24 protein-coding genes are annotated in these 25,816 nt (G+C 72.6%); 10 read left to right on the forward strand and 14 right to left on the reverse strand.

The genetic code is table 11. The features are described 5' to 3' along the window. Window positions 1-17: 17 nt before the first annotated feature. Window positions 18-1,259: a cytochrome P450 gene (locus tag AC0KTA_RS35615; RefSeq protein ID WP_481052313.1), complete on the reverse strand. Its 1,242-nt coding sequence runs from the start codon at window positions 1,257-1,259 to the stop codon at window positions 18-20. Continuing rightward, window positions 1,256-1,477 carry a phosphopantetheine-binding protein gene (locus AC0KTA_RS35620; RefSeq protein ID WP_481052314.1) on the reverse strand — a complete coding sequence of 74 codons (222 nt, stop codon included), beginning with the start codon at window positions 1,475-1,477 and terminating at the stop codon, window positions 1,256-1,258. The genes AC0KTA_RS35615 and AC0KTA_RS35620 overlap by 4 nt, the downstream gene beginning before the upstream one ends. A gap of 195 nt (window positions 1,478-1,672) precedes the next feature. On the opposite strand from AC0KTA_RS35620, the gene AC0KTA_RS35625 reads away from it, so the two are divergent. Next, window positions 1,673-1,993: a hypothetical protein gene (locus AC0KTA_RS35625; protein ID WP_481052315.1), complete on the forward strand. Its 321-nt coding sequence runs from the start codon at window positions 1,673-1,675 to the stop codon at window positions 1,991-1,993. Here AC0KTA_RS35625 and AC0KTA_RS35630 read toward each other — a convergent pair. Then, entirely contained in the window at window positions 1,986-3,149 is a 1,164-nt protein-coding gene (locus tag AC0KTA_RS35630; RefSeq protein WP_481056679.1) for an MFS transporter, read from the reverse strand. The two genes, AC0KTA_RS35625 and AC0KTA_RS35630, sit on opposite strands and share 8 nt — an antisense overlap. A 487-nt stretch (window positions 3,150-3,636) precedes the next feature. Here AC0KTA_RS35630 and AC0KTA_RS35635 point away from each other — a divergent pair, with 487 nt between their 5' ends. Continuing rightward, window positions 3,637-4,869, forward strand: coding sequence for an ROK family protein (locus AC0KTA_RS35635; RefSeq protein WP_481052316.1), 1,233 nt, complete (start codon window positions 3,637-3,639; stop codon window positions 4,867-4,869). A 64-nt stretch (window positions 4,870-4,933) separates the two neighbouring features. On the opposite strand, the gene AC0KTA_RS35640 is transcribed toward AC0KTA_RS35635, so the two are convergent. Then, window positions 4,934-6,133: an MFS transporter gene (locus AC0KTA_RS35640; protein WP_481052317.1), complete on the reverse strand. Its 1,200-nt coding sequence runs from the start codon at window positions 6,131-6,133 to the stop codon at window positions 4,934-4,936. Window positions 6,134-6,272: 139 nt separating this feature from the next. Further along, on the reverse strand, window positions 6,273-6,872 hold the full coding sequence (locus AC0KTA_RS35645; RefSeq protein ID WP_481052318.1) for a TetR/AcrR family transcriptional regulator: 600 nt from the start codon (window positions 6,870-6,872) through the stop codon (window positions 6,273-6,275). A 160-nt stretch (window positions 6,873-7,032) separates the two neighbouring features. On the opposite strand from AC0KTA_RS35645, the gene AC0KTA_RS35650 reads away from it, so the two are divergent. The 3 genes from AC0KTA_RS35650 to AC0KTA_RS35660 all read left to right on the forward strand — a co-directional run bounded on the left by AC0KTA_RS35650 (window position 7,033) and on the right by AC0KTA_RS35660 (window position 9,663). Then, window positions 7,033-7,887 carry an alpha/beta fold hydrolase gene (locus AC0KTA_RS35650; protein ID WP_481052319.1) on the forward strand — a complete coding sequence of 285 codons (855 nt, stop codon included), beginning with the start codon at window positions 7,033-7,035 and terminating at the stop codon, window positions 7,885-7,887. Between the two features lie 41 nt (window positions 7,888-7,928). Further along, entirely contained in the window at window positions 7,929-8,909 is a 981-nt protein-coding gene (locus AC0KTA_RS35655) for an NAD(P)/FAD-dependent oxidoreductase (protein WP_481052320.1), read from the forward strand. Between the two features lie 151 nt (window positions 8,910-9,060). Beyond that, entirely contained in the window at window positions 9,061-9,663 is a 603-nt protein-coding gene (locus tag AC0KTA_RS35660; RefSeq protein WP_481052321.1) for a class I SAM-dependent methyltransferase, read from the forward strand. Window positions 9,664-9,697: 34 nt separating this feature from the next. On the opposite strand, the gene AC0KTA_RS35665 is transcribed toward AC0KTA_RS35660, so the two are convergent. The 4 genes from AC0KTA_RS35665 to AC0KTA_RS35680 form a co-directional block, all read right to left on the reverse strand. Further along, window positions 9,698-10,639, reverse strand: coding sequence for a phosphotriesterase family protein (locus AC0KTA_RS35665; protein ID WP_481052322.1), 942 nt, complete (start codon window positions 10,637-10,639; stop codon window positions 9,698-9,700). Next, window positions 10,636-11,220: a DUF4865 family protein gene (locus AC0KTA_RS35670; RefSeq protein WP_481052323.1), complete on the reverse strand. Its 585-nt coding sequence runs from the start codon at window positions 11,218-11,220 to the stop codon at window positions 10,636-10,638. The genes AC0KTA_RS35665 and AC0KTA_RS35670 overlap by 4 nt, the downstream gene beginning before the upstream one ends. Window positions 11,221-11,296: 76 nt before the next feature. After that, the gene (locus AC0KTA_RS35675; protein ID WP_481052324.1) at window positions 11,297-11,695 is read right to left on the reverse strand and encodes a (R)-mandelonitrile lyase; all 399 of its coding nucleotides are present in this window, start codon (window positions 11,693-11,695) and stop codon (window positions 11,297-11,299) included. A 108-nt stretch (window positions 11,696-11,803) separates the two neighbouring features. Next, window positions 11,804-12,379: a TetR/AcrR family transcriptional regulator gene (locus tag AC0KTA_RS35680; RefSeq protein ID WP_481052325.1), complete on the reverse strand. Its 576-nt coding sequence runs from the start codon at window positions 12,377-12,379 to the stop codon at window positions 11,804-11,806. A 344-nt stretch (window positions 12,380-12,723) separates the two neighbouring features. Between AC0KTA_RS35680 and AC0KTA_RS35685 the strand changes: the two genes are divergently transcribed. The 3 genes from AC0KTA_RS35685 to AC0KTA_RS35695 all read left to right on the forward strand — a co-directional run bounded on the left by AC0KTA_RS35685 (window position 12,724) and on the right by AC0KTA_RS35695 (window position 16,489). Further along, on the forward strand, window positions 12,724-13,014 hold the full coding sequence (locus tag AC0KTA_RS35685; RefSeq protein ID WP_481052326.1) for an SHOCT domain-containing protein: 291 nt from the start codon (window positions 12,724-12,726) through the stop codon (window positions 13,012-13,014). Continuing rightward, window positions 13,011-13,814, forward strand: coding sequence for an ABC transporter ATP-binding protein (locus tag AC0KTA_RS35690; protein WP_481052327.1), 804 nt, complete (start codon window positions 13,011-13,013; stop codon window positions 13,812-13,814). The genes AC0KTA_RS35685 and AC0KTA_RS35690 overlap by 4 nt, the downstream gene beginning before the upstream one ends. Window positions 13,815-13,927: 113 nt before the next feature. Further along, on the forward strand, window positions 13,928-16,489 hold the full coding sequence (locus tag AC0KTA_RS35695; RefSeq protein ID WP_481056680.1) for an ABC transporter permease: 2,562 nt from the start codon (window positions 13,928-13,930) through the stop codon (window positions 16,487-16,489). 92 nt (window positions 16,490-16,581) lie between these two features. Here AC0KTA_RS35695 and AC0KTA_RS35700 read toward each other — a convergent pair whose 3' ends face one another. Then, entirely contained in the window at window positions 16,582-17,094 is a 513-nt protein-coding gene (locus AC0KTA_RS35700; RefSeq protein ID WP_481052328.1) for an ATP-binding protein, read from the reverse strand. 188 nt (window positions 17,095-17,282) lie between these two features. After that, window positions 17,283-17,609 (reverse strand): hypothetical protein, encoded by a 327-nt coding sequence (locus AC0KTA_RS35705; RefSeq protein WP_164326873.1) that lies wholly within the window; start codon window positions 17,607-17,609, stop codon window positions 17,283-17,285. A 403-nt stretch (window positions 17,610-18,012) separates the two neighbouring features. Between AC0KTA_RS35705 and cds1 the strand changes: the two genes are divergently transcribed. Further along, window positions 18,013-19,119: an L-cysteine desulfhydrase Cds1 gene (gene cds1 / locus AC0KTA_RS35710; RefSeq protein WP_481056681.1), complete on the forward strand. Its 1,107-nt coding sequence runs from the start codon at window positions 18,013-18,015 to the stop codon at window positions 19,117-19,119. Between the two features lie 22 nt (window positions 19,120-19,141). On the opposite strand, the gene AC0KTA_RS35715 is transcribed toward cds1, so the two are convergent. Both AC0KTA_RS35715 and AC0KTA_RS35720 read right to left on the reverse strand, forming a co-directional pair. Then, complete coding sequence (locus AC0KTA_RS35715; RefSeq protein WP_481052329.1) at window positions 19,142-19,642, reverse strand: SRPBCC family protein; 501 nt, start codon at window positions 19,640-19,642, stop codon at window positions 19,142-19,144. Window positions 19,643-19,705: 63 nt separating this feature from the next. Then, complete coding sequence (locus AC0KTA_RS35720) at window positions 19,706-20,605, reverse strand: DeoR/GlpR family DNA-binding transcription regulator (RefSeq protein ID WP_481052330.1); 900 nt, start codon at window positions 20,603-20,605, stop codon at window positions 19,706-19,708. A gap of 280 nt (window positions 20,606-20,885) precedes the next feature. On the opposite strand from AC0KTA_RS35720, the gene AC0KTA_RS35725 reads away from it, so the two are divergent. Beyond that, complete coding sequence (locus tag AC0KTA_RS35725) at window positions 20,886-23,330, forward strand: hypothetical protein (protein WP_481056682.1); 2,445 nt, start codon at window positions 20,886-20,888, stop codon at window positions 23,328-23,330. Here AC0KTA_RS35725 and AC0KTA_RS35730 read toward each other — a convergent pair. Next, window positions 23,272-25,692: a right-handed parallel beta-helix repeat-containing protein gene (locus AC0KTA_RS35730; RefSeq protein WP_481052331.1), complete on the reverse strand. Its 2,421-nt coding sequence runs from the start codon at window positions 25,690-25,692 to the stop codon at window positions 23,272-23,274. The genes AC0KTA_RS35725 and AC0KTA_RS35730 overlap by 59 nt on opposite strands. Between the last annotated feature and the right edge of the window lie 124 nt (window positions 25,693-25,816).

Below are 25,816 nucleotides of genomic sequence, written 5' to 3' on the forward strand. Positions count from 1 at the left end.
TGGCGCAGCGCTACAGGTCAGCGGCGGGGCGTGCCGACGACCGGCAGGCGCTTCGTTCCGGCGAGCCACGTCGAGCGGATGTACTCGACGTCGCCGGCAAGTTCGAACGATGAGAATCGCGCGAACAACTCGGTGAAGAACACGCGCAGGGCGAGCCGCGCGATTCCTGCGCCGATGCAGTAGTGGTGCCCGTCGCCGAAAGCGAGGTGACGGTTTGGGTCTCGGCGGATGTCGAAGGTGTAGGGATCGGTGAAAACCCGTTCGTCACGGTTGGCGGAGCCGATCCAGACGACCACGGCATCACGCTCGGCGATCTCCGCGTCGCCCACCCGGGTGGCTCGGGTGGCGTACCGCAGAAAGTGCCGGGCAGGCGACGCCCAACGCAGGGCCTCCTCCACACCACGGTCGACAAGCTCCGGATGGTCCGCCCAGTCCGCGTACCCGTCGGAGCGGATCAACTCCTGCAGCGCGGCGCCCGGCACGTGCGGGATCGCGGCGCCGGCGCCCAGCAGCAGGCTGTAGCAGTTGGCCACGACCGACCCCGCGGTGAGCTGCTCTCCGTCGGCGGTCATCGACATCAGCACGTCGACCAGGTCGCCACGGGGATGGCGGCGGTGGTCGAGGACCAGGTTGAGCAGGTACCCGAAGAGTTCGCGGTGGGCCCGCTGCAGGGTTGCCTCCGCCCCCTCCGGCAGTTGGTGCTCCGGGTCATCCTCGGCGACCGACATGGTCACCAGCCGGGACACCAGCGGCCAGTCCGCGGCGGGGACGCCGAAAAACGGTCCGAGTATCGCCATCGGCAGCGGCGCAGTGACGGCGGCCAAGTCGAAGGGCCCTCCATCAAGGCCGCGTTCGAGGAGCCCGACGACATACCCGCGCAGTGACTCCTCGTGCCGCCGTACCGCCTTGACCGTCATTTCGCGCTGTACGGGTTTGCGGAGCCTGCCGTGCATGGGCGGGTCGCTGGCAGAGAACTGCTGGTTGCCGGCCGGCTCGTCCTTGCCGAGCACACTGAGGAACACGCCACGGGTAGACGTGAAGGTGCCGTGGTCGGACAGGATCCGGCGTGCGTCGGCGTGCGTCGTGACGGCCCAAAAGCCGCTCCTGCCAGGGACCGGTTGCCAGCGGACCGGCTGGCGCGACCGCATCGCTCGCCAGACCGCGTGAGGCTCGCCGCCGGTGTACAGGTCGGGGTCAGACAGATCTACCCGGTCGAGATCGACGGGTTGTTCGGCGGCCAGCAGCGGATCGGCCGTCACGCGGGGTCCCCTTCGGGGGCCTCCGGGGACACCGCCGCTACCAGTTCGGCGATCGTCGGGGACAAGAAGATCGCTGCGGCGTCGACCTCGACCCCCAGGTCACGATAGATGTCCATGAGCAGGTCGGCGGCAAGCAGCGAGTCACCGCCAAGTGAGAAGAAGTCGTCCCGGACGCCGACCGGCGAAACACCGAGTTTGGCACTCCACAGCTCGGCCAACAGGCTCTCCAGCCGGTTCGAGGGTGCCACATACGTCGAGGCCAGGCCCAATTCCCCCCTGGAAACAGTACTCAATCCGCTTCGCCCCCTCCGGTGGCCCGCCCGCCTCCTCCGCGGGCGAGCACCCGCGCGGCAGAGCCATGCGGCGGCACCAGGATCCAACCGACGAGCACGAGTCAAGACCATGCTGATCGAGTGCGCACCGACGTATTCGGGCAATTTCTGCACCCGGCCGGGGAACATCAACAATCACGCATCGTCACCGCAGTCCATGTCCGCCAGAAGCTGCACCACTCCGGCTCGGTACGCCCACAGCAAGGTCAGGGCCAACTGGGAAGCGATGGATGTGCGCTACTCGTTGGACAGCGCCGGCTGACTGATGTGGAGACAGGCCAACTCGCTGTGCTGCATCGTGGCTATCTGAAGTTGCACGTCGATGAGGTGACCGCTGTGGGTTCCCCGAAAAGGGAACTCCTGTCGTCTCCTGATGTGTGGTCACGTGCCGAAATCACGTGACAACCCGGCGGGTGGCGAAGCCGATGACGGCGGCCACCCCGGCCAGCAGGGCCACGCTGGTGAGCGCCGTGGGCAGGGTGAACCAGTCCGCCATGAATCCGATGGCGGGCGGGCCGAGGAGCATGCCGGTGTAGCCGAGCGTGGAGGCGATGGCCACGCCGCTGGGTCCGGCCAGGGCGCCGGCGCGTTCGACGGCGACCGGGAAGATGTTGGCGAGCCCGATGCCCGTGACGGCGAAGCCGAGGAGCGCCGCCCACACGGAGGGAGCGAGCGCGCCGAGCAGCATGCCGACGGAGGCAGTCACGCCGCCCGCGACCAGGGTTCGGGTCCGGCCGAGCCGTTCGAGGAGTGCGGTGCCGGTGGCGCGGCCGAGCGTCATGGCGAGCGCGAAGCACGAGTATCCGGCGGCTGCCACGCCCGGGTGGGTGTTGAGGTCCTGCTCGAGGTGCAGCGCGCCCCAGTCGGCGAGTGCCCCCTCGCCGTACGCGGTGCAGAGGGCGATCAGGCCGAAGACGATCACGAGTCCGCGGGTTCGGGTGGTGAGGCGATGTGGGGTGCTGTCTTCGTCGCCCCGCTCACTCGGGGGCGCCGGAGGCTGCTGGCGCAGCAGCGCGCGTCCCGCGACGGCGGTGACGAGCAGGCCGATCACGGTGAGGCCGAGCAGGTGGCGGGTGGGGGACACAGAGCCCGCGATAAGCGCGCCGAACCCCGCGCCGATCATCCCGCCGAGACTGAAGGCCGCGTGGAAGCTGGGCATGATCGGTCGGTTCAGGGCGGCCACGAGGTCTACGGCGGCGCTGTTGAAAGCGACGTTTATCCCTCCGTAGGCAGCTCCAAAGATCAACAGCACCGCACCGAGCGTCACCGCAGAGTGGGTCAGCGGCGGCAGTGCGACGCTCAGCGACAGCAGGACACCGCAGACGACCGTCACTTGGTGGTTTCCGTAGACGCGGCACAGCCGTCCGGTGAGCATCATCGTGATCACGGCGCCGACGGAGACGCCGAGCAGGGCGAGTCCGAGGGCGCTGGACGAGGCGCCGGTCTGTTCCTTGATGGCGGGGATGCGGACGACCCATCCGGCGAAGATGAAGCCGTCGAGCGCGAAGAAGACCGTCAGGATGGCGCGGAGCCGGGTGAGGTCGCTGTTGCCCTGCATGACGCTGTCGCTGTGAGGTGGCGCAGGCGAGGACGGTGCGGAGCGCATGGGTGGGTGTCTCTCCTGGGTGTGTGCGTGGACCCCGTCCGTTCGTGCACGGAGCACGGCAACGGGGCTGCGGCGGCTGGGCGGAGCCGGCGCCCTTCACTGCCATTCAGCTGCGCCTGATCCTTGAGGGTGTAGCGGACTCGGTTCAGATCCCGTGGCGCAGGGGCTCAAGACCTCGGTCAGGTCAGTGGGTGGCGCATCGGCGAAGACTTCGCGCCGGACGCCTCGGATGTGGTTTTGTTTAGTAGCGGCACAAAGTCAGCGTAGAGGGGAACCCGGCCGTGGACAAGACGGTTTCCTCGCGGTGCCCACGGGACTCGTACGAAGCCGCGGGCCCGAACGCGGGCGCCGCATCAGGGCCGGGAACGAGGAGACGAGGGGAAGACGAGATGACCGCTGAACGGCGAGACGGCGTACGGATCATGGGAGACTCGCCCTCATGAACGGGAAGGCTGCCACCCGGGGTGAGGCACATCTGTCCACGCGTACGCGCCTGGAGCGCGGGCGGACCGCGCTCGGCCCCGCCCTCGAACTCGTCCACACCGGGCGCGCCCCCACCCGAGCCGTCCTCACCGCCGAATTGGGCGTCACGCGCGCCACGGCCGGCGCCGTCGCCGCTGAGCTGGAGGCGCTCGGTCTGATCCGCATCGACGCCAAGCCGAGCGCGGCCGCGGGCTCCCAGGGGCGGCCCTCGCACCGGCTCTCCGTCGCGGAGACCGGTCCTGTCGCGCTGGCGGCGCAGGTGCATGCCGACGGTTTCCGCGCGGCCCTCGTCGGGCTCGGCGGCCGGATCGTCGCCACCGCACCCGGCTGCGAGACCATCGACGCCGACCCGGCGCAGGTGCTCGGCTCGGTCATCGAGGCGGGCGCGCAGCTGCTGCGCGAGACGGGCAGGCGGTGTGTGGGCGCGGGCCTCGCGGTGCCCTCGGCCGTCGCCGAGCCGGAGGGCACCGCCCTCAACCCGCTGCACCTGGCCTGGCCGGCGGGCGCGCAGGTCCGGGAGATCTTCGCGAACTGCGTACGCGACGCGGGCATCGAAGGCCCCGCGTTCACCGGCAACGACGTGAACCTCGCGGCGCTGGCCGAGCACCGGCACGGCGCCGGGCGCGGGGCGCGGGACCTGCTGTGCGTGGCGACCGGACACCGCGGTGTGGGCGGCGCCCTCGTCCTCGACGGGCGGCTGCACACGGGCAGTTCGGGCCTCGCCCTCGAAGTCGGCCACCTCACCGTGCACCCGGAGGGCCGCCCCTGCCACTGCGGCAGCCGCGGCTGCCTGGACGTGGAGACGGACCCGCTGGCCTTCCTGACCGCGGTGGGCGCGGAGCCCGGACCGGAGGGACTCCTCCAGCAGGCCCGCACGCTGCTGGCCGAGCGGTACGCCGACCCGGCGGTGCGCACGGCGGCCGAAGCCCTGATCGACCGGCTCGGCCTCGGCCTCGCGGGCCTGGTGAACATCCTCAACCCGGACCGGATCATCCTCGGCGGACTGCACCGCGCCCTGCTGGAGGCCGACCCCGAGCGGCTGCGCGCCGTCGTCGCCGATCGCAGCCTGTGGGGCCGCAGCGGCGGCGTCCCCATCCTCGCCTGCACTCTCGACCACAACAGCCTGGTGGGGGCCGCCGAGCTGGCCTGGCAGCCGGTGCTCGACGACCCCCTGGGGGCGCTGGGTTAGGGCGAGTCCGACGGGTCCGGCCGAGCCGGCTGGCGTTGTCGGTTCGGGTCGGCGCCGGTTCGGGTCAGGCGACCTCGGCGGGTTCCCGTACGGGGGCCGGGGCATCGGCGGGAGCCGCGGCGTTCGCCGCGCGCCGCCTCAAGTCCGGTACGAGGGACAGCAGTCCGAGCACCGCGAGCCCGGCGCCGATCCACAGCGGCGCCCGCAACCCGTAGGCGTCGATGGCCGGTCCGCCGACGGAGGTGGCGATGATGATGCCGCCCGTGATGAACGACGAGTGGACGCTGTTGACCAGGGCGCCGGTGTTGCCCACGCGCTGCACACGGGTCACCATCGCCGGGTTCATGGTGACGCCGACCAGGCCGATGCCCAGCATCATCGCCACGGCGCCGACGGGCAGATCGGCGAGGAGCGCGAAGCCGACCAGGAACGCGAAGTTCAGGACCAGGCCGGTGACCAGGACGGGAAGCGTGTGCCGGTCGGCGAGGCGGCCGACGACGGTGTTGCCGATGAGGGTGGCCGCGCCGTACGCGACGAGCAGCAGCGGCACGGTGCCGGTGGCGAAGCCGGTGATCTCGGTGAGGATCGGGTTGAGGTAGCTGAACGCCGCGAACGTAGCGCCGATCACAAAGGTGCTGGTGGTGAGGGTGAGCCACAGCCGGGGGCTGCGGAAGGCGCCGAGTTCCTCGCGCAGCGACCCCGCCGCGTCCTCGGCACGCTCGATGCGCGGTACGCCGACGAAGGTGGCCACGGCGGCGAGCACCGTCAGCACGGTGATGGCCCAGAACGCCGCGCGCCAGCCCAGGTGTTCACCGACGACGGTCGCCAGCGGCAGCCCGAGGAGCGTGCCGAGCATGAGGCCGTTGAGCGCCACGGCGACGGCCCGGCCGCGTATCTCCGGGCGGGTGAGGCGGCTGGCCAGCGAGATGCCCACGCCGAAGAAGGCCTGCGAGGCGACGCCGGTGACGACGCGCGCCACGAGCATCGTCCAGTAGTCCGGCGCGAGGGCGGCGAGCACGTTGCCGCCGAGGAAGATGGCGAACAGCACCATCAGGGCCCGCTTCTGCGGGAGTTTCAGCAGCGCGACCGTCAGGAACGGTCCGCCGAAGGCCATCGCCATGGCGAAGGCGGTGATCAGATAGCCGATCTCCGGAATCGTGGCGTCGAGCCCGTCGGCCATCTGCGGCATGAGTCCGGCGACGACGAACTCGCTGGTCACCATGGCGAAGATGCCTAGGGCCAGGACGTATACGGCGCGGGGCATGGTGCTGCTCCTCAGGGGTGTGAATCGCGTATTGGATTGAGCGGTACAAAATATGGGCATGGGTGGGCCCGAGAGGCCCCGGCCGGTCGTCAGTGGCCCGCCGGGGATGTCGTGCGAGATCTGCCGGGGGCCGGCGGGGTCAGGGGCGCAGGGCGTCCAGGGCGGTGTCGGCGATGGACTCCAGGACCGCGCGGCCGGCGCCCGCCTGGGCGGAGACGCGCATGCCGCCGATGGTGGCGTTGACGAACCGGGCGAGGGCGTCGGTGTCCCGCCCGGTGGTGATCGTGCCGTCGCGCCGCCCGGCTTCGATGGCGACGCGCAGGAGGCCGAGCCGGAAGCCGAGGTCGCGCTCGACCAGCGCGGCCGCCTCCGGGTCGCGCCGGGCCAGTTCCACGACGGTGTTGACGGTGAGGCAGCCGATGCTGCTCCCGTCGTCCTCGCGGTACTCGAACTCGGTGTCGACGATCCGCGCGAACAGGGCGCGGATCCGCTCCAGTCCGGAGCGTTCGGCGTCCTCCAGGATTTCCGCCTGGGGCGCGCTCATCAGGTCGATGTAGCGGGCCAGCGCCCGCCGGAACAGGTCGTGCTTGCTGGTGAACGTGTTGTAGATGCTGCTGCGGCCCAGTCCGGTGGCTTCGCACAGGTCCTGGGTCGAGGTGGCCTCGTAGCCATTCGCCCAGAAGGCGCGCATCGCCGCGTCCAGGGCCCGCTCCTCGTCGAATGTGCGCGGTCGGGCCATGTCCGTACCGTAGCCGTTTTGGAACGGGCAATGCAATACGAGCGTGGGCGCGCCATGGTCTCGGCGGGTGCCGAGGTCAGCGAAATGCGTTACCGGCTATTGGGCTTTACTGGTAACTTCGTCGTCGACGGCTTGAGAACTCCCGATCAGGAGGCGGCGGATGGACTGGCACCTTGAGGAGACGTTCGAGACACCCGGCGGGGCGGTGCGGTGGGCGTCGTTCGGGCAGGGAGACCCGGTCGTCCTGCTGCACGGCTCGCCGTTCTCCTCGTATCTGTGGCGCGACATCGCGCCCGCACTGGCCCGCACCCGCACCGTCTACGTCTGGGACCTGCTCGGCTTCGGGCAGTCCGAGCGGCGGGACGCCGAGGACGTGGGACTCGCCGCCCAGGGGCGGATCTTCGCCCGGCTGCTCGAGCACTGGGGGCTCGCCGGTGCGGAGCGTCGGCCGAGCGTCGTCGCGCATGACGTCGGGGGAGCGGTGGCGCTGCGGGCGCTGCTGCTCGAAGGGGCGCGATACCGGGATCTGACGCTCGTGGACGCCGTGGGCGGCGGTGACTGGGGGACCGGGTACTTCAAGCTCATCCGCGAGCACGCGCACGTCTTCGAGCGGCTGCCCGAGTACGCCCATGTGGCCCTGGTCGAGAGCCACTTGAGGCGGGCCACGCACGCCGGGTACCGGCCGGGCGTGCTGGAGGCGTACGTCGATCCGTGGCGGGGCCCGGTCGGGCAGGCTGCCTTCTACCGGCAGTACCGGCAGCTCGCGCAGGCCGACACGGAGGAGTACGAGCCGCTGCTCGGGCAGGTGCGGGTGCCGACGCGGATCATCTGGGGGCGGCAGGACCGGCTGCTGCCGGGGGAGTTCGCCGCGTGGCTGCACGACCGGATCCCCGGGGCCGAGCTGACGTGGGTGGACGGGGCGGGGCACGCCATCCAGGACGACGTCCCCGCCGCGCTGCTGTCGCTGCTGATGGCGGAGCAGTGTGTTGCTGATCCGGCAACTGCATTTGCCTGAATCGCTGACCTCGGTGCATGGTCGTCGTGGAGGTGGTCGACATGAACGATCAGTTGGTCGACGGTTATGACGTCGTGGTCATCGGTGGCGGTGCCGCCGGGCTGAACGGCGCGCTGATGCTGGCCCGGGCGCGGCGGTCGGTGGTGGTGATCGACGCGGGTGCGCCGCGCAACGCCCCGGCCGACGGGGTGCACGGGCTGCTCGGGCGGGAGGGGATGCCGCCCGCCGAGCTGATGGAGCGCGGGCGTGCGGAGGTGCGCGGGTACGGCGGGCAGGTCGTGTCGGGGGAAGTCGGCTCCGTGACCCGGGGCGAGGCCGGGTTCGTGGTGGAGCTGACCGACGGCCGGGCAGTGCGTGCGCGGCGGGTGCTGGTCGCGACCGGCCTGGTCGACGAGCTGCCCGACGTGCCCGGGCTGCACGAGCGGTGGGGACGGGACGTACTGCACTGCCCGTACTGCCACGGCTGGGAGGTGCGGGACCAGGCCATCGGTGTGCTGGCGTCCGGTCCCATGTCCGTGCACCAGGCGCTGCTCCTGCGTCAGTGGAGCGATGACATCACGTTCTTCGCGCACACCGTTGAGCCGCTGACCGCCGAGGAGGCGGAGCAGCTGGCGGCCCGCGGCATCCGCGTGGTGGGCGGCGAGGTCGCGTCCCTGGAGATCGTCGACGACCGTCTCGTCGGCGTGCGGCTGGCCGGCGGCGGTGTGGTGAGCCGGGAAGCGGTCGCCGTCGCGCCGCGGATGGTGGCGCGCGTCGGCTTCCTGAAGGCCCTCGGCCTGGAGGCGGTGCCGCACCCCGCGGGCGAGTACGTGCCGTGCGACGCGACGGGGCGCACCGATGTGCCCGGCGTGTGGATCGCGGGCAACGCGACCGACCTGTCCGCGCAGGTCGGCACCGCCGCGGCGGCGGGCGCGCTCGCCGCGGCGCACATCAACGCCGACCTGGTGGCCGAGGAGACCCGCCTGGCGGTGGCCGCGCGACGCGGCGCCGAGCCGGTACAGGAGGAAGCGCGCGTCTCCTGAGACGTGGCGCGGCCTCAGGTGTGGAGTGGCCTCAGGCGTCTTGGGGGTCAGCGGGGCGGTGGCGGGCCACTTTGGCAGGGCACACCCCGGCCCGTCGGCAAAGAGCAGGGCACACCCCGGCCCGTCGGCAAGGAGAAGCAAGGAGGCGACCATGGACCCCCGGCCCTGGGACGAGATGTACCGCAGCCGCGACCAGGTCTTCAGTGGCGCACCCAACGGGGTGCTCGTCGCCGAGGCCGCCGATCTGCCGCCCGGGCAGGCCCTCGACGTCGGATGCGGTGAGGGCGCCGACACGCTCTGGCTGGCCCGGCGGGGCTGGCGGGTCACGGCGGTGGACATCTCCATGACCGCCCTGCGGCGCGCCGCCGCGGCGGCCTCGGACGTCGTCGACCGGGTGGCCTGGGCACGGACCGACGTGACCAGCACACCACCTCCGGCCGGAGCGTTCGACCTGGTGTCCGCCCACTTCTTCCCGCTCCCGCGCCGCCCCGACCACAGCGCGCTGCGCGGCCTGCTGGACGCCGTCGCGCCGGGCGGCACCCTGCTCTACGTCAGCCACGACCTCAGCGACCTGGCTCCCCACCAGGGACACGGCGCGGACCCTCGCGACTACTACCAGCCCGGCGACATAGCCCGGCTCCTCGACGACGACTGGACCGTCCTGCTCGACGAAACCCGGCCGCGAGCGGCCCCCGCGCCCGCCGGTACACACCACACCCACGACACCGTCCTGCGGGCACGACGCCTGCGGTGACCGGCCCGGCCCGTTGCCGCGGCGGCGGGCACCCTCACGCCGCCCACGCCACCGCGAACGCCCGCCCCGCGTTCACCGTGACCATCCGGTCCACCAGCTCCCTGCCCACGGCGCGTTCCAGCCGGGGCCGGATCCGGCGCAGCAGGTGGGGCATCCCCGGGCCGCCGGTCACGGACCGTGCCGCGGCCGTCGTCGTGTCGCCGCCCAGGAGGAGCTGGTCGCCGTGGCCCGCGTCGGCCAGCGCGCGCACCGCGTCCGGCATCCGCCAGTCCGTGGCGTGGTGGGCGCGTGACGGGCCGTCAAAGGCGAGCCAGGCGCCCGCCGACGCCGCCTCCCGGTGCACGTCGAGGTCGGGGGCGCGGTTCAGATGGCCGATGATCACCTTGCCGGGCGGCACCTCCAACTCGCTGCAGAGCAGGTCGAGTACGTCGAGCGCGCCCGTGCCGAGTTCCAGGTGCACGGCGATCGGCGCACCGGTCGCGCGGTGGGCCCCGGCGGCCGCCGTCATCGTCCAGCGGGCGTGCGCGTCCAGGCCGTGGAAGCCGCCCGCGACCTTGATCAGCCCGGCCCGCACCCCGCTGTCGCCGATGCCCTGGGTGAGCTCGCGGACGAACAGCGCCTCCAAGCCGTCCGGCCCTTCGGCGTGCAACCCGGTCAGCAACTCCGGGGCGTAATGGACGGCTTGGTGCAGCCCGGTGGCCGCCACGACCCGGACGCCCGACGTGCGGGCGAGCCCGGGCAGCTCGGCGGCCCGCCGCCCCATGCCGTACGGCGTCCACTGCACCACACTGCGTCCGCCCGCCGCGCGGTACGCGGCCAGCTCGGCCGCGGCGGCCTCCACGGAGTCCAGCTCCTGGCCCGGGAGTTGAGGGCTCGTCAGAAAGAGATGGTCATGCGCGTCGCACACGCCCAGCTCGCCGGGGGCGATGTCACCAAGGACCGTCCGGACAGCGCCAGCGCCCGTACCCGCGCTCACCACGCCCTCCCGCGCCCCAGCCGTCCCACCTCGGGCGCGGAGAAGTGCAGCACCTGGAACTCCTCACCCTCGGCCTTCGGCGCCTCGCCCGCCCACAGCGAGAACGTCACCGCCTCCCACTGCCGCGGGTCGACCGCGACCACGACGCCGACGGACCCGTCCCGGTCCGCCAACGACCGTGCCTCCGCGAGCAGTTCCTCCGCGAGGTCGCCGTTCCGCGTGCCCTCGGGCACGGGCCTGCGATGCCGCACGGCGGCCATCGGCGGGACGCCGGCAGCGGCCCCGTCCTCGTACGCCAGCGCCATCCAGTGCTGGACCACCGGCCGCCCGAAGTCGTCACACAGCCCCTGGAACCCGGGTCCCCAGAGGAAGGAGTTGAGGCCCTCCGCGGTGTGCCAGAGGTAGAACGGCGCGTACTGGTTCACCGGCGAACCGCCGACCCCGCGCTCGCGCATCAGATACGCCTTGAACCCCAACCCCGGGAATTCGTCGAGGAGATGGCCCTTCGTCGCCACGCGTGCGCGGATGACGCCCATGTCGTAGTCGGCGGGCAGAGTGATCTCGTACTGCTTGGCATGCATGCGGTGCTCCAACATCAGTGCGGGGTAGGGGGCGGGGCGGCAAGGAGGCCGGGCGGACAGGAGGCCCGGCGAAAGGTCAAGCGCTCGGGTACGCCGCCTCGGCGACGAGCTCCTCCCACACGGCCGTCGTACCGTCGTCCCCCGCCTCGACGACGGCGAGGTGCGTCATGAACGTGCGCGGCGCGGCACCGTGCCAGTGGCGTTCACCCGGCTCGATCCACACGGTGTCGCCCGCCCTGATCGGCTCGACCGGACCGCCGTCACGCTGCACGAACCCCTCGCCCTCGGTCACGTGCAGGACTTGGCCGTGCGGGTGGCGGTGCCAGGCGGTGTGGGCGCCCGGGGCGAAGTGGACGCTGAACATCCGCAGTCGCGACGGCGCTTCGGGGCTCGCGATCTCGTCGAGCCAGACGGTGCCGGTGAAGTGCTCGACGGGGCCCTGCGTGCTGGCGGGGCGAGTGCGGGTGATGTGCACGGACGTTCCTTGAGTCGAGGACGGGAAAGCGGAGAGGCGGTGGGAAAACGGAGAGGTAGTGAGAAAGCGGAGAAGTGATGGGAAACGGAGAGGTGAGGAGCCGGTTGGTCACGCGCGAGGCGCCAGCAGAGCCAGCAGCCCCCGCACCCCCGCGTCGAACGCCTCCGGCGAGCCCGTCGCGCGGGCCAGTACATAGCCGCCCTGTACGGTCGCGACGATCGCCGACGCGACCTCCCCTGCGTCGAGCGAAGCGCTGAACTCGCCCCGGTCCACGCCCTCCTGGACGATCCCCGCGAGCCGCTCGCGCAGCCACTGGAGGGTCTCGGTGACCGGCGCCCGCAGCTCGTCGCTGGCGATGACGTCCGGGTCCATCGTGAGGCGCCCGACCGGGCAGCCGCGCAGCACATCACGCTCGCGCAGCAGGTACGACGCGACGCGGTCGTACGCCGGACCGTCGCCCGCGAGCGTCGCCTCCGCGGTGGCGCGCATCTCCTGCGCCGTGCGCCGGATCGCCGCGAGCGCGAGGTCCGGCTTGCCCGCGAAGTGGTGGTACATGCTGCCCTGTCCGGCGCCCGCGTGCTGCTGGATGGCCTTGGGGCTGGTGCCGACGTAACCGCGCTCCCACAGCAGCTCGCGCGTGGACTCGATCAGACGCTCCGGAGTGCTCATGCGCCGACTGTACATACTAATAGGTACAGACGTCCAGGCGAGGCGAGGGTCCGTCGAGGTCGGCCCGTACCGACGGCCCGTACCGACGCTCCGTACCGCCCCGTGCCGAAAGAGCAGCCGCCCCCCCCCCCACCAGCCCGTACTCCCGGGGAGGTAACGGAGCAGCCGCCCCCGTCCTGGCGTACTCCCCGTGAGGTACACGCACTGCCGCTGGCTGTACGACGACTTCGTGCCCCGCGGCGAGGAGTCTCGAAGGCGACGGGAACCAGCCGGGAATCAGCACTCGCCGAGGGCGAGAAGCCCTGGTCACCGAGCTGGTCACCCTCCCATTCACTCCGTTTTCCGAGGAGATGGACACCATGCAGAACCTGGCTTTCGACGGCGGTCCCGGCCCGTGGATCCTGCTGTTCCCGCTGATCTGGGCGGCCGTCGTCATCGGCGTCGTGACCTTCCTGCGCCGCACGGTGTGGCGCGGCCGACGCGGGCCCTGGGGGTCGGCCGGAGGCGGTGGCGACAAGTCGCCGATCGCCGTGCTCGGCCACCGCTTCGCCACCGGCGAGATCGACGAGGAGGAGTACTGGCGCCGACTGAGCGTCCTCAACGAGGAGTTCGGCCACATGCCGAAGGACACGAAGGGCGGCCGGGCATGAACACCGCGACAACCCCCCGCCACCGGTCCAACGCCACCGACGCCGCCCGGGTGGAGACGGCCGTGAAGGTCTACGGCTCCTCCGACACCGCGGTGACCGCCCTGGACGGGGTGAGCGTCGGCTTCCCCGCCGGACGCTTCACCGCGATCATGGGCCCGTCGGGCTCGGGCAAGTCCACGCTGATGCACTGCGCGGCCGGGCTCGACACCCTGACCTCCGGCTCCGCGTACATCGGCGACACCGAACTCGGCTCGCTCGACGACCGGCGCCTGACCCTGCTGCGCCGCGACCGCGTCGGCTTCGTCTTCCAGGCCTTCAACCTGGTGCCGACGCTGACCGTGGCGGAGAACATCACGCTGCCCATGGACCTGGCCGGACGGCGCTTCGACCAGGACGGCCTGGAGTGGACGGACGCGCTCATCGACATCGTCGGCCTGCGCGACCGCCTGCACCACCGGCCCGCCGAACTCTCCGGCGGCCAGCAGCAACGCGTCGCCGTGGCACGGGCGTTCGCGGGCCGGCCCGACGTCGTCTTCGCCGACGAGCCCACCGGCAACCTGGACTCGCGCTCCGGCGAGGAGGTCCTCGGCCTGCTCGGCCGCGCGGTGCGCGAGATGGGCCGCACCGTCGTCATGGTCACCCACGACCCGGTGGCCGCCGCCCACGCCGACGAGGTCGTCTTCCTCGCCGACGGCCGTCTCGTGGACCGCATGGCGGCTCCCACGGCCGAGAAGGTCCTCGACCGCCTCAAGGCCTTCGACACCAGGTCGGCCACGATGTCCGAAGGAGGACCCTCATGAGTGCCACCGGTCCGCGGAGCGGCGCCGGACACGGCAGCGCGACCCCACGCGCTGCCGGGCACGGCAGCCCCACCGGCGCGCCGGGCGCCGGGCCCGGCGCCCCCACCGGCTCGCTGAGCGCCGCCCTCCGCATCAGCCTCACCTCCCTGCGCGGCCACAAGCGCCGCTTCGCCGGTACGTTCTTCGCGGTGCTGCTCGGCGTCGCCTTCCTGGCGGGCACGCTCGTCATGGGCGACACCCTGCGCGCCAGCTTCGACACGATGTTCGGCAACGCGACGCGCGGCACCGACGCCGTGGTCCGCAGCGCGAACACCATCACCACGCCCGGCGAGAGCCAGGGCGTGCGCCAGAACGTCGACACGGCCGTGGTCGACCGGATCGAGAAGGTCCCGGGCGTCGCCGCCGCCGTGCCCAGCATCCAGGGCGCGGGCCAGCTCATCGGCAAGGACGGCGACCCCATCGGCGGCCAGGGCCCGCCCACCCTCGCCGGTAACTGGATCACCGACCCGGAGCTGAACGCCTACCGCCTGGCCGAGGGCCGCGCCCCCGCCAGGAGCGGCGAAGTGGTCGTCAACCGCGGCGCCGCCGAGAGCGGCGACCTGAAGATCGGCGACACCACGACGCTGCGCACCCCCGACCCGGTCAAGGTCACGATCGTCGGCCTCGCCACGTTCGGCGGCGAGGACGGCATGGCGCAGACGACCTTCACCGGCATGACCCGGTCCGATGCCGAGAAGTACCTGATGCCGAAGCCCGGCGAGGCCGCCACCGTGCAGGTGCGCGCCGGCCCCGGCACCGGACAGCAGGAGCTCGTCGACGCGCTGACTCCCGTGCTGCCCAAGGGAGTCGAGGCCATCACCGGCCAGGAGGCGGCGGAGGAGAACTCCGACATGATCTCCGGTCAGTTCCTCACGCTGTTCACCACGTTCCTGCTGGTCTTCTCCGGCATCGCGCTGCTGGTGGCGACGTTCTCCATCCACAACACCTTCGCCATCGTGGTGGCCCAGCGCACCCGCGAGAACGCGCTGCTCCGCGCGCTCGGCGCCTCCCGCCGCCAGGTCACCGCGTCCACGCTGACCGAGGCGTCCGTCGTGGCCGTCGTGGCGTCCGTGGCGGGCCTCGCGGGCGGCATCGGCATCGCGGCCGGGCTGCAGGCACTGTTCCCGGCCATCGGATTCCCCTTCCCCGAGGGCGACTTGGTGATCAGCGGTACGTCGATGCTGCTGCCCCTCGCGGTGGGCATCGCCGTGTGCGTCGCCTCCGCGCTGCTGCCCGCCGTCCGCGCGGGCCGCACGGCTCCGCTGGCGGCGCTGCGCGAGACCGCGGTCGACCAGTCCGGCGCGTCCCGCACCCGTGCGGTCGCCGGGACCGGGCTCGCGCTGGCCGCCGTCGCCCTCACCCTCGTCGGCGTCCTCGCCTCGCCGTCCATCTGGCTGGCGGGCGGCGGGGCGGTACTCGCGCTCGCCGCCTTCGTGGTGCTCGGCCCCGTCGCCTCCTCGCGGGCGGTGCGGATCCTCGGCGGGCCGCTCGACCGGCTGCGCGGTGTCACCGGCTCGCTGGCCCGGCGCAACGCCCTGCGCAGCCCCAAGCGGACCGCCGCCACCGCGAGCGCCCTGATGATCGGTGTCGCCGTCGTTTCCCTGTTCACGGTCTTCGGCGCCTCGCTGAAGGCGACCATGGACCAGACGGTGTCCCGCTCCTTCGCGGGCGACGTCGCGGTCAGCACGCCGTCGTTCGGTGCGGGCGGCAGCGGACTCAGCCCCCGGCTCGCCCCCGCGATCGCGGAGCGCCCGGAGGTCGCCACGGCGGTCGGCCTCGGACGGGGAGTGGCCGAAGTCGACGGCAAGGGACGGGCGTTGACCGTCACCGACCCGACCGCGCTGGCCAAGTCCTTCGACCTCGGCAAGGTCGATGGCTCGCTGAACGGCCTGGGCGACGACGGCATCGCCCTCACCCGCAAGGAGGCCGACAAGCAGCACCTGAAGGTCGGCGACAAGGCCGAACTCGCCTTCACCGACGGCAAGAAGGACACCTTCACGGTCCGCGCCGTCTACGGCCAGTCCGAGCTCGCGGGCGACTACGTCATCACCCGAGACGCCTGGGCCCCGCACCGCGCCCAGGACTCCGACACGCTGGTGTCGGTGACCTTCAAGGACGGCGTGAGCACGGCCGACGGCGAGGCCGCGGTGTCCGAGGTGGCGAAGGCCTACGGCAACCCGGAGGTCCAGACCCGCGACGAGTACGCGCAGTCCGCGGCCGGCGGCATCGACATGATGCTGACGCTCGTCTACGCCCTGCTCGCGCTCGCCGTCCTCATCGCGCTGCTCGGCATCGCCAACACCCTCACCCTCGCCGTGCACGAACGCACTCGCGAACTGGGCCTGCTGCGGGCCGTCGGCCAGACCCGCGGACAGCTTCGGGCCATGGTCCGCTGGGAGTCCGTGCTGGTCGCGGCGTTCGGTACGGCGGGCGGCCTGGCGCTCGGCGGCTTCCTCGGCTGGGTCCTGGTCAAGGCGTCCGACGGCGCGTCCGACAGCGCCTTCGCGTTCGCGCTGCCGCCGACGCAGCTCGCCGTCGTCGCCCTGGTGGGCCTGGCGGCGGGCGCCCTCGCGGGACTCCGCCCCGCCCGGCGCGCCGCCCGACTCGACGTCCTGCGGGCCATCGCCACGGAGTGACGTACGAGGCGTACGCGACCGCCGCGACCGCGTACGAGGATGTCCGCGCGAGAGGTACGAGAGGACGTACGAAGAGAACAGTCACCGCCCGGTCAGCCGGCAACGGCCGACCGGGCGGGAGCATGGGCGCCGACGGTGGACGGGGCGTCGGCGAACGGGGCCGCGCCCGCGGAGCCGTACCCGGGATACGCCGGCAGCGGTGCGGCGGCCGTCGGCGCGCAGAGCGTGAACCAGACGACCTTGCCCGCGTCGCCCTGCGGCTGCACCCCCCAGCTCTCGCTGACCGCCGCGACCAGCGCGAGCCCGCGCCCGCAGGTCTCGAACGGATCGGCGTCGTGCACCACGGGAAGCCTCGGATCGTGGTCGTGGACGGAGACCATGAGGCGTTCGAGCAGCAGCTCGATCTCCACGGTGCACGTCTTGTCCGGCTCCGCGTGCCGGTGGACGTTGGTCAACAGCTCGGTGACACCGAGTGCGGCCTGGTCTATCAAGGGATCGAGATGCCAGTAGCGCAACTGCGCCGATACGATTCTGCGGACTTGGCCGATCCGCGACGGCAGGGCCTGGAGCTCTACCGTGCAATGCCTGCTTGGCTGGCTGATCACGGTGCGACTCCCCGAATTGAGGTCCGGAAGAAGACGGCGTTCGGATCCAGCAGGGGCCGCGATGTCCGCCGCCTGCTGTCGTGGCCGGCGGGCTGGTTCGCAGCGTTATCGCCGGTAAACCCAGAGTGATGTGAGACCAGCGTGACTCAGGGGGTGCGGGCGTGCAACTCGCGCCGGCACCCGGCTCGTCAGTCCCGGCGCCCTCCCGCCGCGGTACGCACCGCTTCCAGGAAGGTCCGGACGGTGGGCGGACCGGCCTCGCCGGGCACCGGATCGTGCTCGCCGAGCGTCAGTAGATACCGGGTGCCGTTCACCTCCGCGAGCGCCCGGTCCTGCGGGGCGAACCACGGTTTGCCCGCGCGCACCGCCCGCAGCGGCGCGCTGTCGATCTCCGTGCCGTAACTGGTGAGCAACTCCAGCCTGCCGTCGCTGATCCGGACCTGGCCGGCGCGGGTGAGCGAGCGCAGCCGCCGCCCGATCCGCACGCCCGTGGCTCTGAACTCCGGCTCTGCCATGAGGCTCCGCCCCCTCGTGCGCCTTGTGGTGGGTGCGCCTTGATGTTGCGTCCGATGCCGGGCGTCGTGGTACGGCGCCCCCTCGCAACGTACTCCTGCTGGGAACCTACCCCTGTTCCGTGCGGTGCAGTGTGCACGCGCGCGGCGTCGAGGACCAGTGTGCCCGGCGACGTCGCACATGCCACTTTCCAGACGCGGCCGGGCGGTGGCTCCGGCGGGGCGTTCGAGGGGGTCGACCGGTGGGCAAGCGGCTCCTTTGAGGCACCAAAAGGTGTGTTTATGCAGGTGGGGGCCGTGTTGGGGGTGTTTATCATCGAGGTGTGCGACCGGACCGAACGGTTCCGGCACGAGGACGAGGAGCCCCGCGGTGAGCACCATCCAGCACGACCCGGCCGACGAGCCGATGGCCACGCTCGACGTGGACCGCAGCGACGCGGAGTACCGCTCCTGGCTGAAAGAAGCCGTGCGCAAGGTCCAGGCCGACGCCAACCGCTCCGCGGACACCCACCTCCTGCGGTTCCCGCTGCCCGAGCACTGGGGCATCGACCTTTACCTCAAGGACGAGTCGACGCACCCGACCGGAAGCCTCAAGCACCGGCTCGCCCGCTCGCTGTTCCTGTACGGACTGTGCAATGGCTGGATCCGTCCCGGGCGCCCCGTGATCGAGGCCTCCAGCGGCTCGACGGCCGTGTCGGAGGCGTACTTCGCGAAGCTGATCGGGGTCCCGTTCATCGCGGTGATGCCGCGCACGACGAGCGCCGAGAAGTGCCGCCTCATCGAATTCCACGGTGGGCGGTGCCACTTCGTGGACGACTCGCGCACGATGTACGCGGAGTCCGCCCGGCTCGCCGTCGAGACCGGCGGCCACTACATGGACCAGTTCACCTACGCCGAGCGGGCCACGGACTGGCGCGGCAACAACAACATCGCCGAGTCGATGTTCCAGCAACTGCGCCTGGAGCGTTACCCGGAGCCCGCGTGGATCGTCGCCACGGCCGGCACCGGCGGCACCTCGGCCACCATCGCGCGCTACGTCCACTACATGCAGCACGACACCCGCATCTGCGTCGCCGACCCGGAGAACTCCTGCTTCTTCGACGGCTGGACGAAGCACGACCCGGACGCCACCAGCGACTGCGGCTCACGCATCGAGGGCATCGGCAGGCCGCGCATGGAGCCGAGCTTCGTGCCCGGCGCCATCGACCGCATGATGAAGGTCCCGGACGCGGCGAGCGTGGCCGCGGTGCGCGCCCTGGACCGGGCCATCGGCCGCAAGGCGGGCGGCTCGACCGGCACGGGCCTGTGGAGCGCGCTGAGGATCGCCGCCGAGATGGTGGCCGCGGGCCGCACGGGCAGCCTCGTCACCCTCATCTGCGACCCGGGCGACCGCTATCTGGACAAGTACTACTCGGACGTGTGGCTGGCCGAGCAGGGCCTGGACATCGCGCCGTACGAGCGGACCATCGAGGGGCTGCTCGCCACGGGGGAGTGGCCCGCGCAGGGCCGCTAGTCCCGCGGGGGCCGGGGCCGGCTCAGCTGCCCTTCGCGCCGGTGAGCTGCCGGTCCAGGTTCGCGACCGCGGTGTGGAAGGACTTCCCCATGCCCCGGCGGCCCCCGCGCTTCATGAGGAAGCGCGTCAGGGCCACGGCGTCCGCGGCGAACGTCCACTGCACGCGCGTGCCCGCGTCCGATCCGTCGGTCGGCTCCAGCGGGATGAGCCGCCACTCCTCCACCAGGGCGCGCAGGCCGGGGAAGTTGGTGCGATCGATGCGGTAGGCGTACCGCGTGGGCGCGTCCGTGGCGAGGAAGGTCTCGCGGAACCAGAAGCGGCCCTGGATGCGCACCAGGCGGCCCAGGCCGTCGTCGAAGGGCCTGGCGTACACCACCGAGCTGTGCCACGAGGGCAGGCGCCGGACGTCCTCCAAGACCTCGTACACCGCCTCGGGCGGCGCCGCGACGTCGTGCGTGAACAGCAGACGCACCGGAGCGGTCTCGACGAACTCCAGGCCCTCGGGCCTCAGACGGCGTGCCATGGAACGCGACCCCCGGGCGGAGTAGGGCGGTTGACCGGCACGGTCACCATAGCTGGCGGGGCGTCAGAAGTCTGCCGAGTTCGCGGCACTCGCGGAGTTCCCCGCGTTCCCGGAGCTGTCGGTGATGCCGTGGTCCTCGGCATCGGCGGTCTCGGGCGCACCCGCGACCAGCAGGCGGTGCAGATGCTCCGAGATCTCCGCGCGCGCCTGCGCGGGCAGCCCCGCGTCCGTCACGAGCGTGTCGACCTGCCCGAGCGTGGCGAACGAACTCAGGCCCACCGTGCCACACTTGGTGTGGTCCGCGACCACGACCACGCGGCGCGCCGACTGCACCAGACGCCGGTTCGTCTCCGCCTCCGCGAGATTGGGCGTGGACAGGCCCGCCTCGGCCGATATGCCGTGCACACCGAGGAACAGCACGTCGAAGTGCAGCGCGCCGATGGCCTGGTCGGCGACCGGGCCCACCAGCGAGTCCGACGGCGTGCGCACCCCGCCGGTGAGGACCACCGTGGCCGCGCCCTGCCGCTGGCCGGAGCTGCGCTGCGCGGAGTGGAAGACGTCCGCCACCCGCACCGAGTTCGTCACCACCGTCAGATCCGGCACGTCGAGCAGATGGTGTGCGAGCGCGTACGTCGTGGTGCCGCCGGAGAGCGCGATGGCCGTACCCGGCGCCACCAGGGTCGCCGCGGTCCGCGCGATGTCCTCCTTGGCGCTCAGCTCCAGGCCCGACTTGGCCTCGAAGCCCGGCTCGTGCGTGCTCGCCTCGGCCACCGGGACGGCGCCGCCGTGCACCTTCTCCAGGACGCCCTGGCGGGCGAGCGCGTCCAGGTCGCGGCGGACCGTCATGTCCGACACACCCAGTTTTCGGGTGAGTTCGTTGACCCGGACCCCGCCGCGGCGCCGCACCTCGTCGAGGATCAGGGCACGACGCTGCTCCGCGAGGAGGTTCTGATTCTCACTCACGTCAGGTCCGGCCCTTTCGCCCAGTCAAGCCCTTCATCGGGTCGCCTCATCCTCGCACGAGCTGTTCTTGCGGGTGCCACCGACCGGGCTGCCCCGGGGCGTACGGAACGGGGAGATTACGTGACGGTGGGTGCGCGCGGGGAGGGAAACGGCGATCCTTGTGTCCTTGCATGGCCCGTACACGGCTCATGACAGCGCACGACTCGGGGGAAGCGGAACAGTGGAGCGCGCCACGGCGGCCCGGACCGCCCAGAAGCACGGACCGGAACAGCGGGAAGACCTGGAGCGCCCGGAGCGCACAGAGCCCCCGGAGCACCCGGAACACCCGAAAGACCCGAAAGACCCGGAAGGCAGCGGCCAGGGCGAGCCGATCGCCCTGGAACTGCTCGTCCACGGGGTCGGCGGCACCACGCCGGAGGAGATGCTGGACGACCCCCGCACCGTCCGCGTCTCCGGCGACAAGACCGCGGCCGTCCACCGCCGCACCGACGACGTGGACGCCGAGTCCCGCCCCGCGGACTACCGCGACCGCCCGGTCCCGGAGGCCTACGTCTGGTCCAATCTGACCTCCGGCAACGGCTCCCGCGCCCTGTGGCTGCTGCTCCTGCCGTTCATGGTGGTCAACCTCGCCCACTGGATGCGGCCCAGCGCCCGCCGGGCGAAACGCGCCGTGCGGGCGTACGGCCTGCTGGTGCGCCTGGTCGCGCTCACCCTCACGGTGCTCCTGGTCGCCGCCGCCTGCGAGATCGCCGTCGACCTGACGGCCTGGCAGTGCGCGGGCACCGCCTCCTGCGTCGACGACCACTCCTGGCTCGGCTTCCTCGCGCCGGAGTCCGCCGGGGGCGGCGGCTGGTGGTCGCAGCCCGGCCGCCGCCTCGCCCTCGCCGCGCTGCTGCCCGCCGCCCTCACCGGCCTGCTCTGGTTCCTGTCCCAGCGCACATGGAGCGCGTACGAGTCCCAGCAGCCGCTGCCGCACCAGCCGGACCCCGAGGAGGCCACCCGCAACGCGCTCGCCAAGCCCGGCTTCTGGTACGGGCGCCGCATCGTCGCCCGGCTGCGCGCCGCCCACACGGCCGCGGGCCTGCTGACGGTCGCCGCCGCCGTCGGCGCCCCGGCCGCCCGCTACGACCGCAGGCCCGGCGGGCCCGCCCTCCTGGACGTCCTCGGCTGGGCGCTGGACTCGGCGCTCGTGGTGGCGGCCGCCTTCGTGATCTGGGTCGTCTGCCGCCGGGGGCGCAGCGAGAACCGCCTCGACCGGCGCCTGGACCGCACCCTGGTGCGCCGACTGCCGCTCGCCGCGCTCGCGCTGCTCGTCCTGGCGGTCCTGTACGCCGGGTGGTCACGGCCCGGCTGGACCTCGGCGGGCCGGCTGCCGGGCAACACGACCTTCGGCGGCATCGCCCTCGTCCAGGGCGTCCTGGTCCTCGCCCTCGCCGTGGTCGCCGCCCGCATCTTCCGCGGGGCGCCCGACGCCCGCACCGCCATGCGCGGCTTCGCCGGCCCGGCCGTGGCGATGCTGGCCTGCGCGCTGGGCGGGGTGATGTCGGGCGGCGGCTCGCAGCGCGTCGCCGACTGGCTCGACGGCTCGGGATCGCCCGGCGCGGGCGGCTCGATCGACGGCCCGCCCGCGCTCCTGACCTGGCAGGCGTCCGTCATCCCGCCGCTCCTGGTGGTCGTCGCCGTGCTGTGCGGCTGGCTCGCGGTGCGCACCGCGCAACGGGTGCGCCGCGAACTGGCCCAAGTGCCGCGCGACTACCCGGACGAGCGGCAGGACACCGCCCGCACCCGCCGCATCGCCGGCACCCGCGCGGGCGCCGCCCTCACCGACCGGGCGCCCCGGATCGTCGGCATCACCTCGGCCACGACGCTGCTGCTCGGCGCCGCCGCCCTCGCCGGAGCCTGGGCCACCGGCAAGGTGCCGGGCGAGGCGGCCCGGAACGCACCAGCCTTCGTCGAGGGCACCGCCGAGACCGCGCAGGCACTCGGCTCCTGGCTGATCGGCTTCGGCTTCCTGCTCTTCGTCACGTGGGGCCGCCGCGCCTACCGCGACCCGTCGGCCCGCCGCACCATCGGCATCCTCTGGGACGTCGGCACGTTCTGGCCGCGCGCCGCCCACCCCTTCGCGCCGCCCTGCTACGCCGAGCGCGCCGTGCCCGACCTGACCTGGCGCATGCACACCTGGACCCGCGCCACCGGCGGCCGCCTCGTCCTGTCCGGCCACTCCCAGGGCAGCGTGCTCGCCGCCGCCGCGGCCTGGCAGCTGCTGCCCTCCGTACGCAAACGCGTCGCGCTGCTCACCTACGGCTCACCCCTGGAGCGCCTCTACGGCCGGTGGTTCCCGGCGCACTTCGGCCCCGCCGCCCTCAGCTCCCTGCACCGCGAGGTCGACTGCTGGCGCAACCTGCACCGGCCCACCGACCCCATCGGCGGCCCCGTCCGGCTGCACGGCGACTGCGGGCCGCAGGTCGACCGCGCACCCCTGAAGGACCCGCTGGCCTACGGCCGCACCGAGGCGCACCCGCTGCCCGCGCCGATCCTCGGGCACGGCGACTACCAGGCCGACCCGGCGTTCGCGGAGGAACGCGCGCGGCTGCTCGCCCGGCTCAGGCCCGCGGTGCCCGCGCCCCGCGCGGTGCCGCCCGAGGCCACGGAAGGTCCGCCCAGGACTACGGACGGTCCAGCAGATCCGGCAGATCCGGCAGGTCCTCCGGATACAGCAGGGTGAGGTCGTCCGTGCTCGGCGCGTCGAGCTGGGCGACCCGGCCCGCGTGCCGCTCCACCATCGCCTCGAACGTCTGCCGCGCCGTGCGGCCGTTGCCGAACGCCGGGCCCTTCGGGATCGCCGTGAAGTACTTGAGCAGCGCCTCGCCCGTGCCCGAGCCGAGCGTGTACTCGTGGTCCTCGGCCTGCTGCTCGACGATGCGCAGCAGTTCCTCCGGCGCGTAGTCGCCGAAGGTGATGGTGCGCGAGAAACGGGACGCCACACCGGGGTTGACCGACAGGAAGCGGTTCATCTCCGCGGTGTAGCCCGCGACGATCACCACCACCGCCTCCCGGTGGTCCTCCATCAGCTTCACGAGCGTGTCGATGGCCTCACGGCCGAAGTCGCGCCCGGAGTCCTCGGGGGAGAGCGCGTACGCCTCGTCGATGAAGAGGACGCCGCCGCGGGCCCGGTCGAAGGCCTCCTGGGTGCGGATCGCCGTGGAGCCGATGTGCTCACCGACCAGGTCCACGCGCGAGACCTCGACGAGATGGCCGCGTTCCAGCACGCCCAGCGAGGCGAGGATCTCGCCGTAGAGCCGGGCGACGGTCGTCTTGCCGGTGCCGGGGGAGCCGGTGAACACCAGGTGGCGGCGTACGGAGGCGGCCTTGAGGCCCGCCTCCTGCCGGCGCCGGCCCACCTCGATCATGTCGGTGAGCGCCCGCACCTCGCGCTTGACGCTCTCCAGGCCCACCAGCGCGTCGAGTTCGCCGAGCACGGCCTTCGACGGGCGGGACTGCTGCGCGGGCGCCGCCGGGACCTGCTCCTCGGGGGTGCGCTGGCCGGGCACCGAACCGAGCAGCCCCGCGGTCTGCGTGGCCGTCTGCACGGCCGCCTCCGGCGCGGCGGGCCGCACACTGGCGCTCTCGTCGCTGGTGCAGTCCTCGACGAGCGGCCCGTCCTCGGCGAATTCGAAGCCCCCGCGCGCGCACCGCTCCGTACGGCAGCGGCGCAGCGTCGTACGGCAGCCGTCGATCACGTGGAAGCCGTAGCCGCCGCTGCCGACGACCTTGCAGCGGTCCAGGCTGCCGCGGCCGCCCGCGGAGACGTAGAAGCCGGCTTCGGCGGGCGAGGTGACCGTGCACCGCTCGATGGTGGGGTCGGCGCCCTTGGTGACGATCACGCCCGTCTGGCTGCCGTCGACCGTGCAGCCCGCGAGGACGCCGCCGCTGCCGTGGTCGCGGAACCACGCGCCGGTCGCGGCGTCGCGGATGCGCACGTCGTCCAACTGCGCCGTCGCGCCGTCGCTCACCGACACCGCCGTGTTGCGGACCTGGGTGAGGTCGCTGTCGACGACGTCGACGCGCGAGCCGCGGTCGAGCACGAACAGCGCGTCCGGCACGTCGTGCACCCGGCACGACTCCAGGACCGCCGTCGCGCCGTCGCTGACCCACACCGCCGGATAGTCGCCCGTACTGTCGTGGATCTCGCACTGGTTGGCGTCGACCCGGGTGCCCGGGTCCCACACCGACAGGCCGTTGCGGCCGAACTCGCGCACCGTGGTGCGCGTCAGCGTCAGGACCGAGCGGGAGCGCAGGTCGACCGCGTTCTCGGGGATGTCGTGGATGCGGCAGTCGGCGAGGGTGAGGACGGCGTCCGTGTCGAGAGTGACGCCGTCGGACGTCGTGCGGTGCACCCCGCAGTCCGTCAGATGCGCCGTGGCCCGCGCGGCGATCTGCACGCCCGAGCCCTTGATCTCGTACACCTCGCAGCCGACGGCCTCCAGGCCGCTGCCCTCACCGGTCACCGAGAGGCCGGCGCCGGACGTGTGGTGCACCCGGCAGCGGTCCAGGCGCGGATGCCCGCCCGCGCGCACCGCGACCCCGGACTGGCCCGCGGCGACGACCTCGCACTCCTCGAACACCCCGCCACCGCCGTCCAGTACGGCGATGCCGATGCCGCCCGGGTTGTCGACCGTGCAGCGGCGCAGCGTCGGCCGGGCGCCGCCGCGCACCTCGATCCCGGCGGCGGAGCGCGTCATCACCCGCACGTCCGTGAGCTCCGGCGCGCCGTCCTCGATGAGCAGCGCGGGCGCGGCCGAGTCCTGCCCTTCCACGTGGAGGTCCTGGACGAGCGCGGACGCCCGCACCGTCAGGGGCACCCCGTCCGCCGGGGCGATGCGCACGGAACCGGGGGAGCCCTCGGGGCCGCGCAGCGTCACCGCCCGCCGGACGACGAGGTTCTCGCGGTACGTCCCCGGGGCCACTGTCAGGACGTCCCCGTCGCTCGCGGCCTCCAGGGCGGCCGCCAGCGATGCGTACTCGCCTGTGCGGCGCCGCCAACGCGACGTACCGGTGTGCGTCACCTGGACCGTGCCCTGTGCCATGGAGTTGCTCTGCCCCCACCTCGAAGTACGCGGTACCTCGCGCCCGCGCGCAAGGAGGCCGAAGAGTTCGCCCGGTCCACCGTAGCGCGCGCGGAGAGGGGGAGTTGACCCGATGGCCGGGCCG

The organism is Streptomyces sp. Y309, from assembly GCF_056712025.1.

Bases quoted from the DNA above. Each gene is read 5' to 3' on its own strand.
- AC0KTA_RS35630 (WP_481056679.1), bottom strand. From the start codon at position 3,149: ATGCAGGGCAACAGCGACCTCACCCGGCTCCGCGCCATCCTGACGGTC.
- AC0KTA_RS35635 (WP_481052316.1), top strand. From the start codon at position 3,637: ATGAACGGGAAGGCTGCCACCCGGGGTGAGGCACATCTGTCCACGCGT.
- AC0KTA_RS35640 (WP_481052317.1), bottom strand. From the start codon at position 6,133: ATGCCCCGCGCCGTATACGTCCTGGCCCTAGGCATCTTCGCCATGGTG.
- AC0KTA_RS35645 (WP_481052318.1), bottom strand. From the start codon at position 6,872: ATGGCCCGACCGCGCACATTCGACGAGGAGCGGGCCCTGGACGCGGCG.
- AC0KTA_RS35650 (WP_481052319.1), top strand. From the start codon at position 7,033: ATGGACTGGCACCTTGAGGAGACGTTCGAGACACCCGGCGGGGCGGTG.
- AC0KTA_RS35655 (WP_481052320.1), top strand. From the start codon at position 7,929: ATGAACGATCAGTTGGTCGACGGTTATGACGTCGTGGTCATCGGTGGC.
- AC0KTA_RS35660 (WP_481052321.1), top strand. From the start codon at position 9,061: ATGGACCCCCGGCCCTGGGACGAGATGTACCGCAGCCGCGACCAGGTC.
- AC0KTA_RS35670 (WP_481052323.1), bottom strand. From the start codon at position 11,220: ATGCATGCCAAGCAGTACGAGATCACTCTGCCCGCCGACTACGACATG.
- AC0KTA_RS35680 (WP_481052325.1), bottom strand. From the start codon at position 12,379: ATGTACAGTCGGCGCATGAGCACTCCGGAGCGTCTGATCGAGTCCACG.
- AC0KTA_RS35685 (WP_481052326.1), top strand. From the start codon at position 12,724: ATGCAGAACCTGGCTTTCGACGGCGGTCCCGGCCCGTGGATCCTGCTG.
- AC0KTA_RS35690 (WP_481052327.1), top strand. From the start codon at position 13,011: ATGAACACCGCGACAACCCCCCGCCACCGGTCCAACGCCACCGACGCC.
- AC0KTA_RS35705 (WP_164326873.1), bottom strand. From the start codon at position 17,609: ATGGCAGAGCCGGAGTTCAGAGCCACGGGCGTGCGGATCGGGCGGCGG.
- cds1 (WP_481056681.1), top strand. From the start codon at position 18,013: ATGGCCACGCTCGACGTGGACCGCAGCGACGCGGAGTACCGCTCCTGG.
- AC0KTA_RS35715 (WP_481052329.1), bottom strand. From the start codon at position 19,642: ATGGCACGCCGTCTGAGGCCCGAGGGCCTGGAGTTCGTCGAGACCGCT.
- AC0KTA_RS35730 (WP_481052331.1), bottom strand. From the start codon at position 25,692: ATGGCACAGGGCACGGTCCAGGTGACGCACACCGGTACGTCGCGTTGG.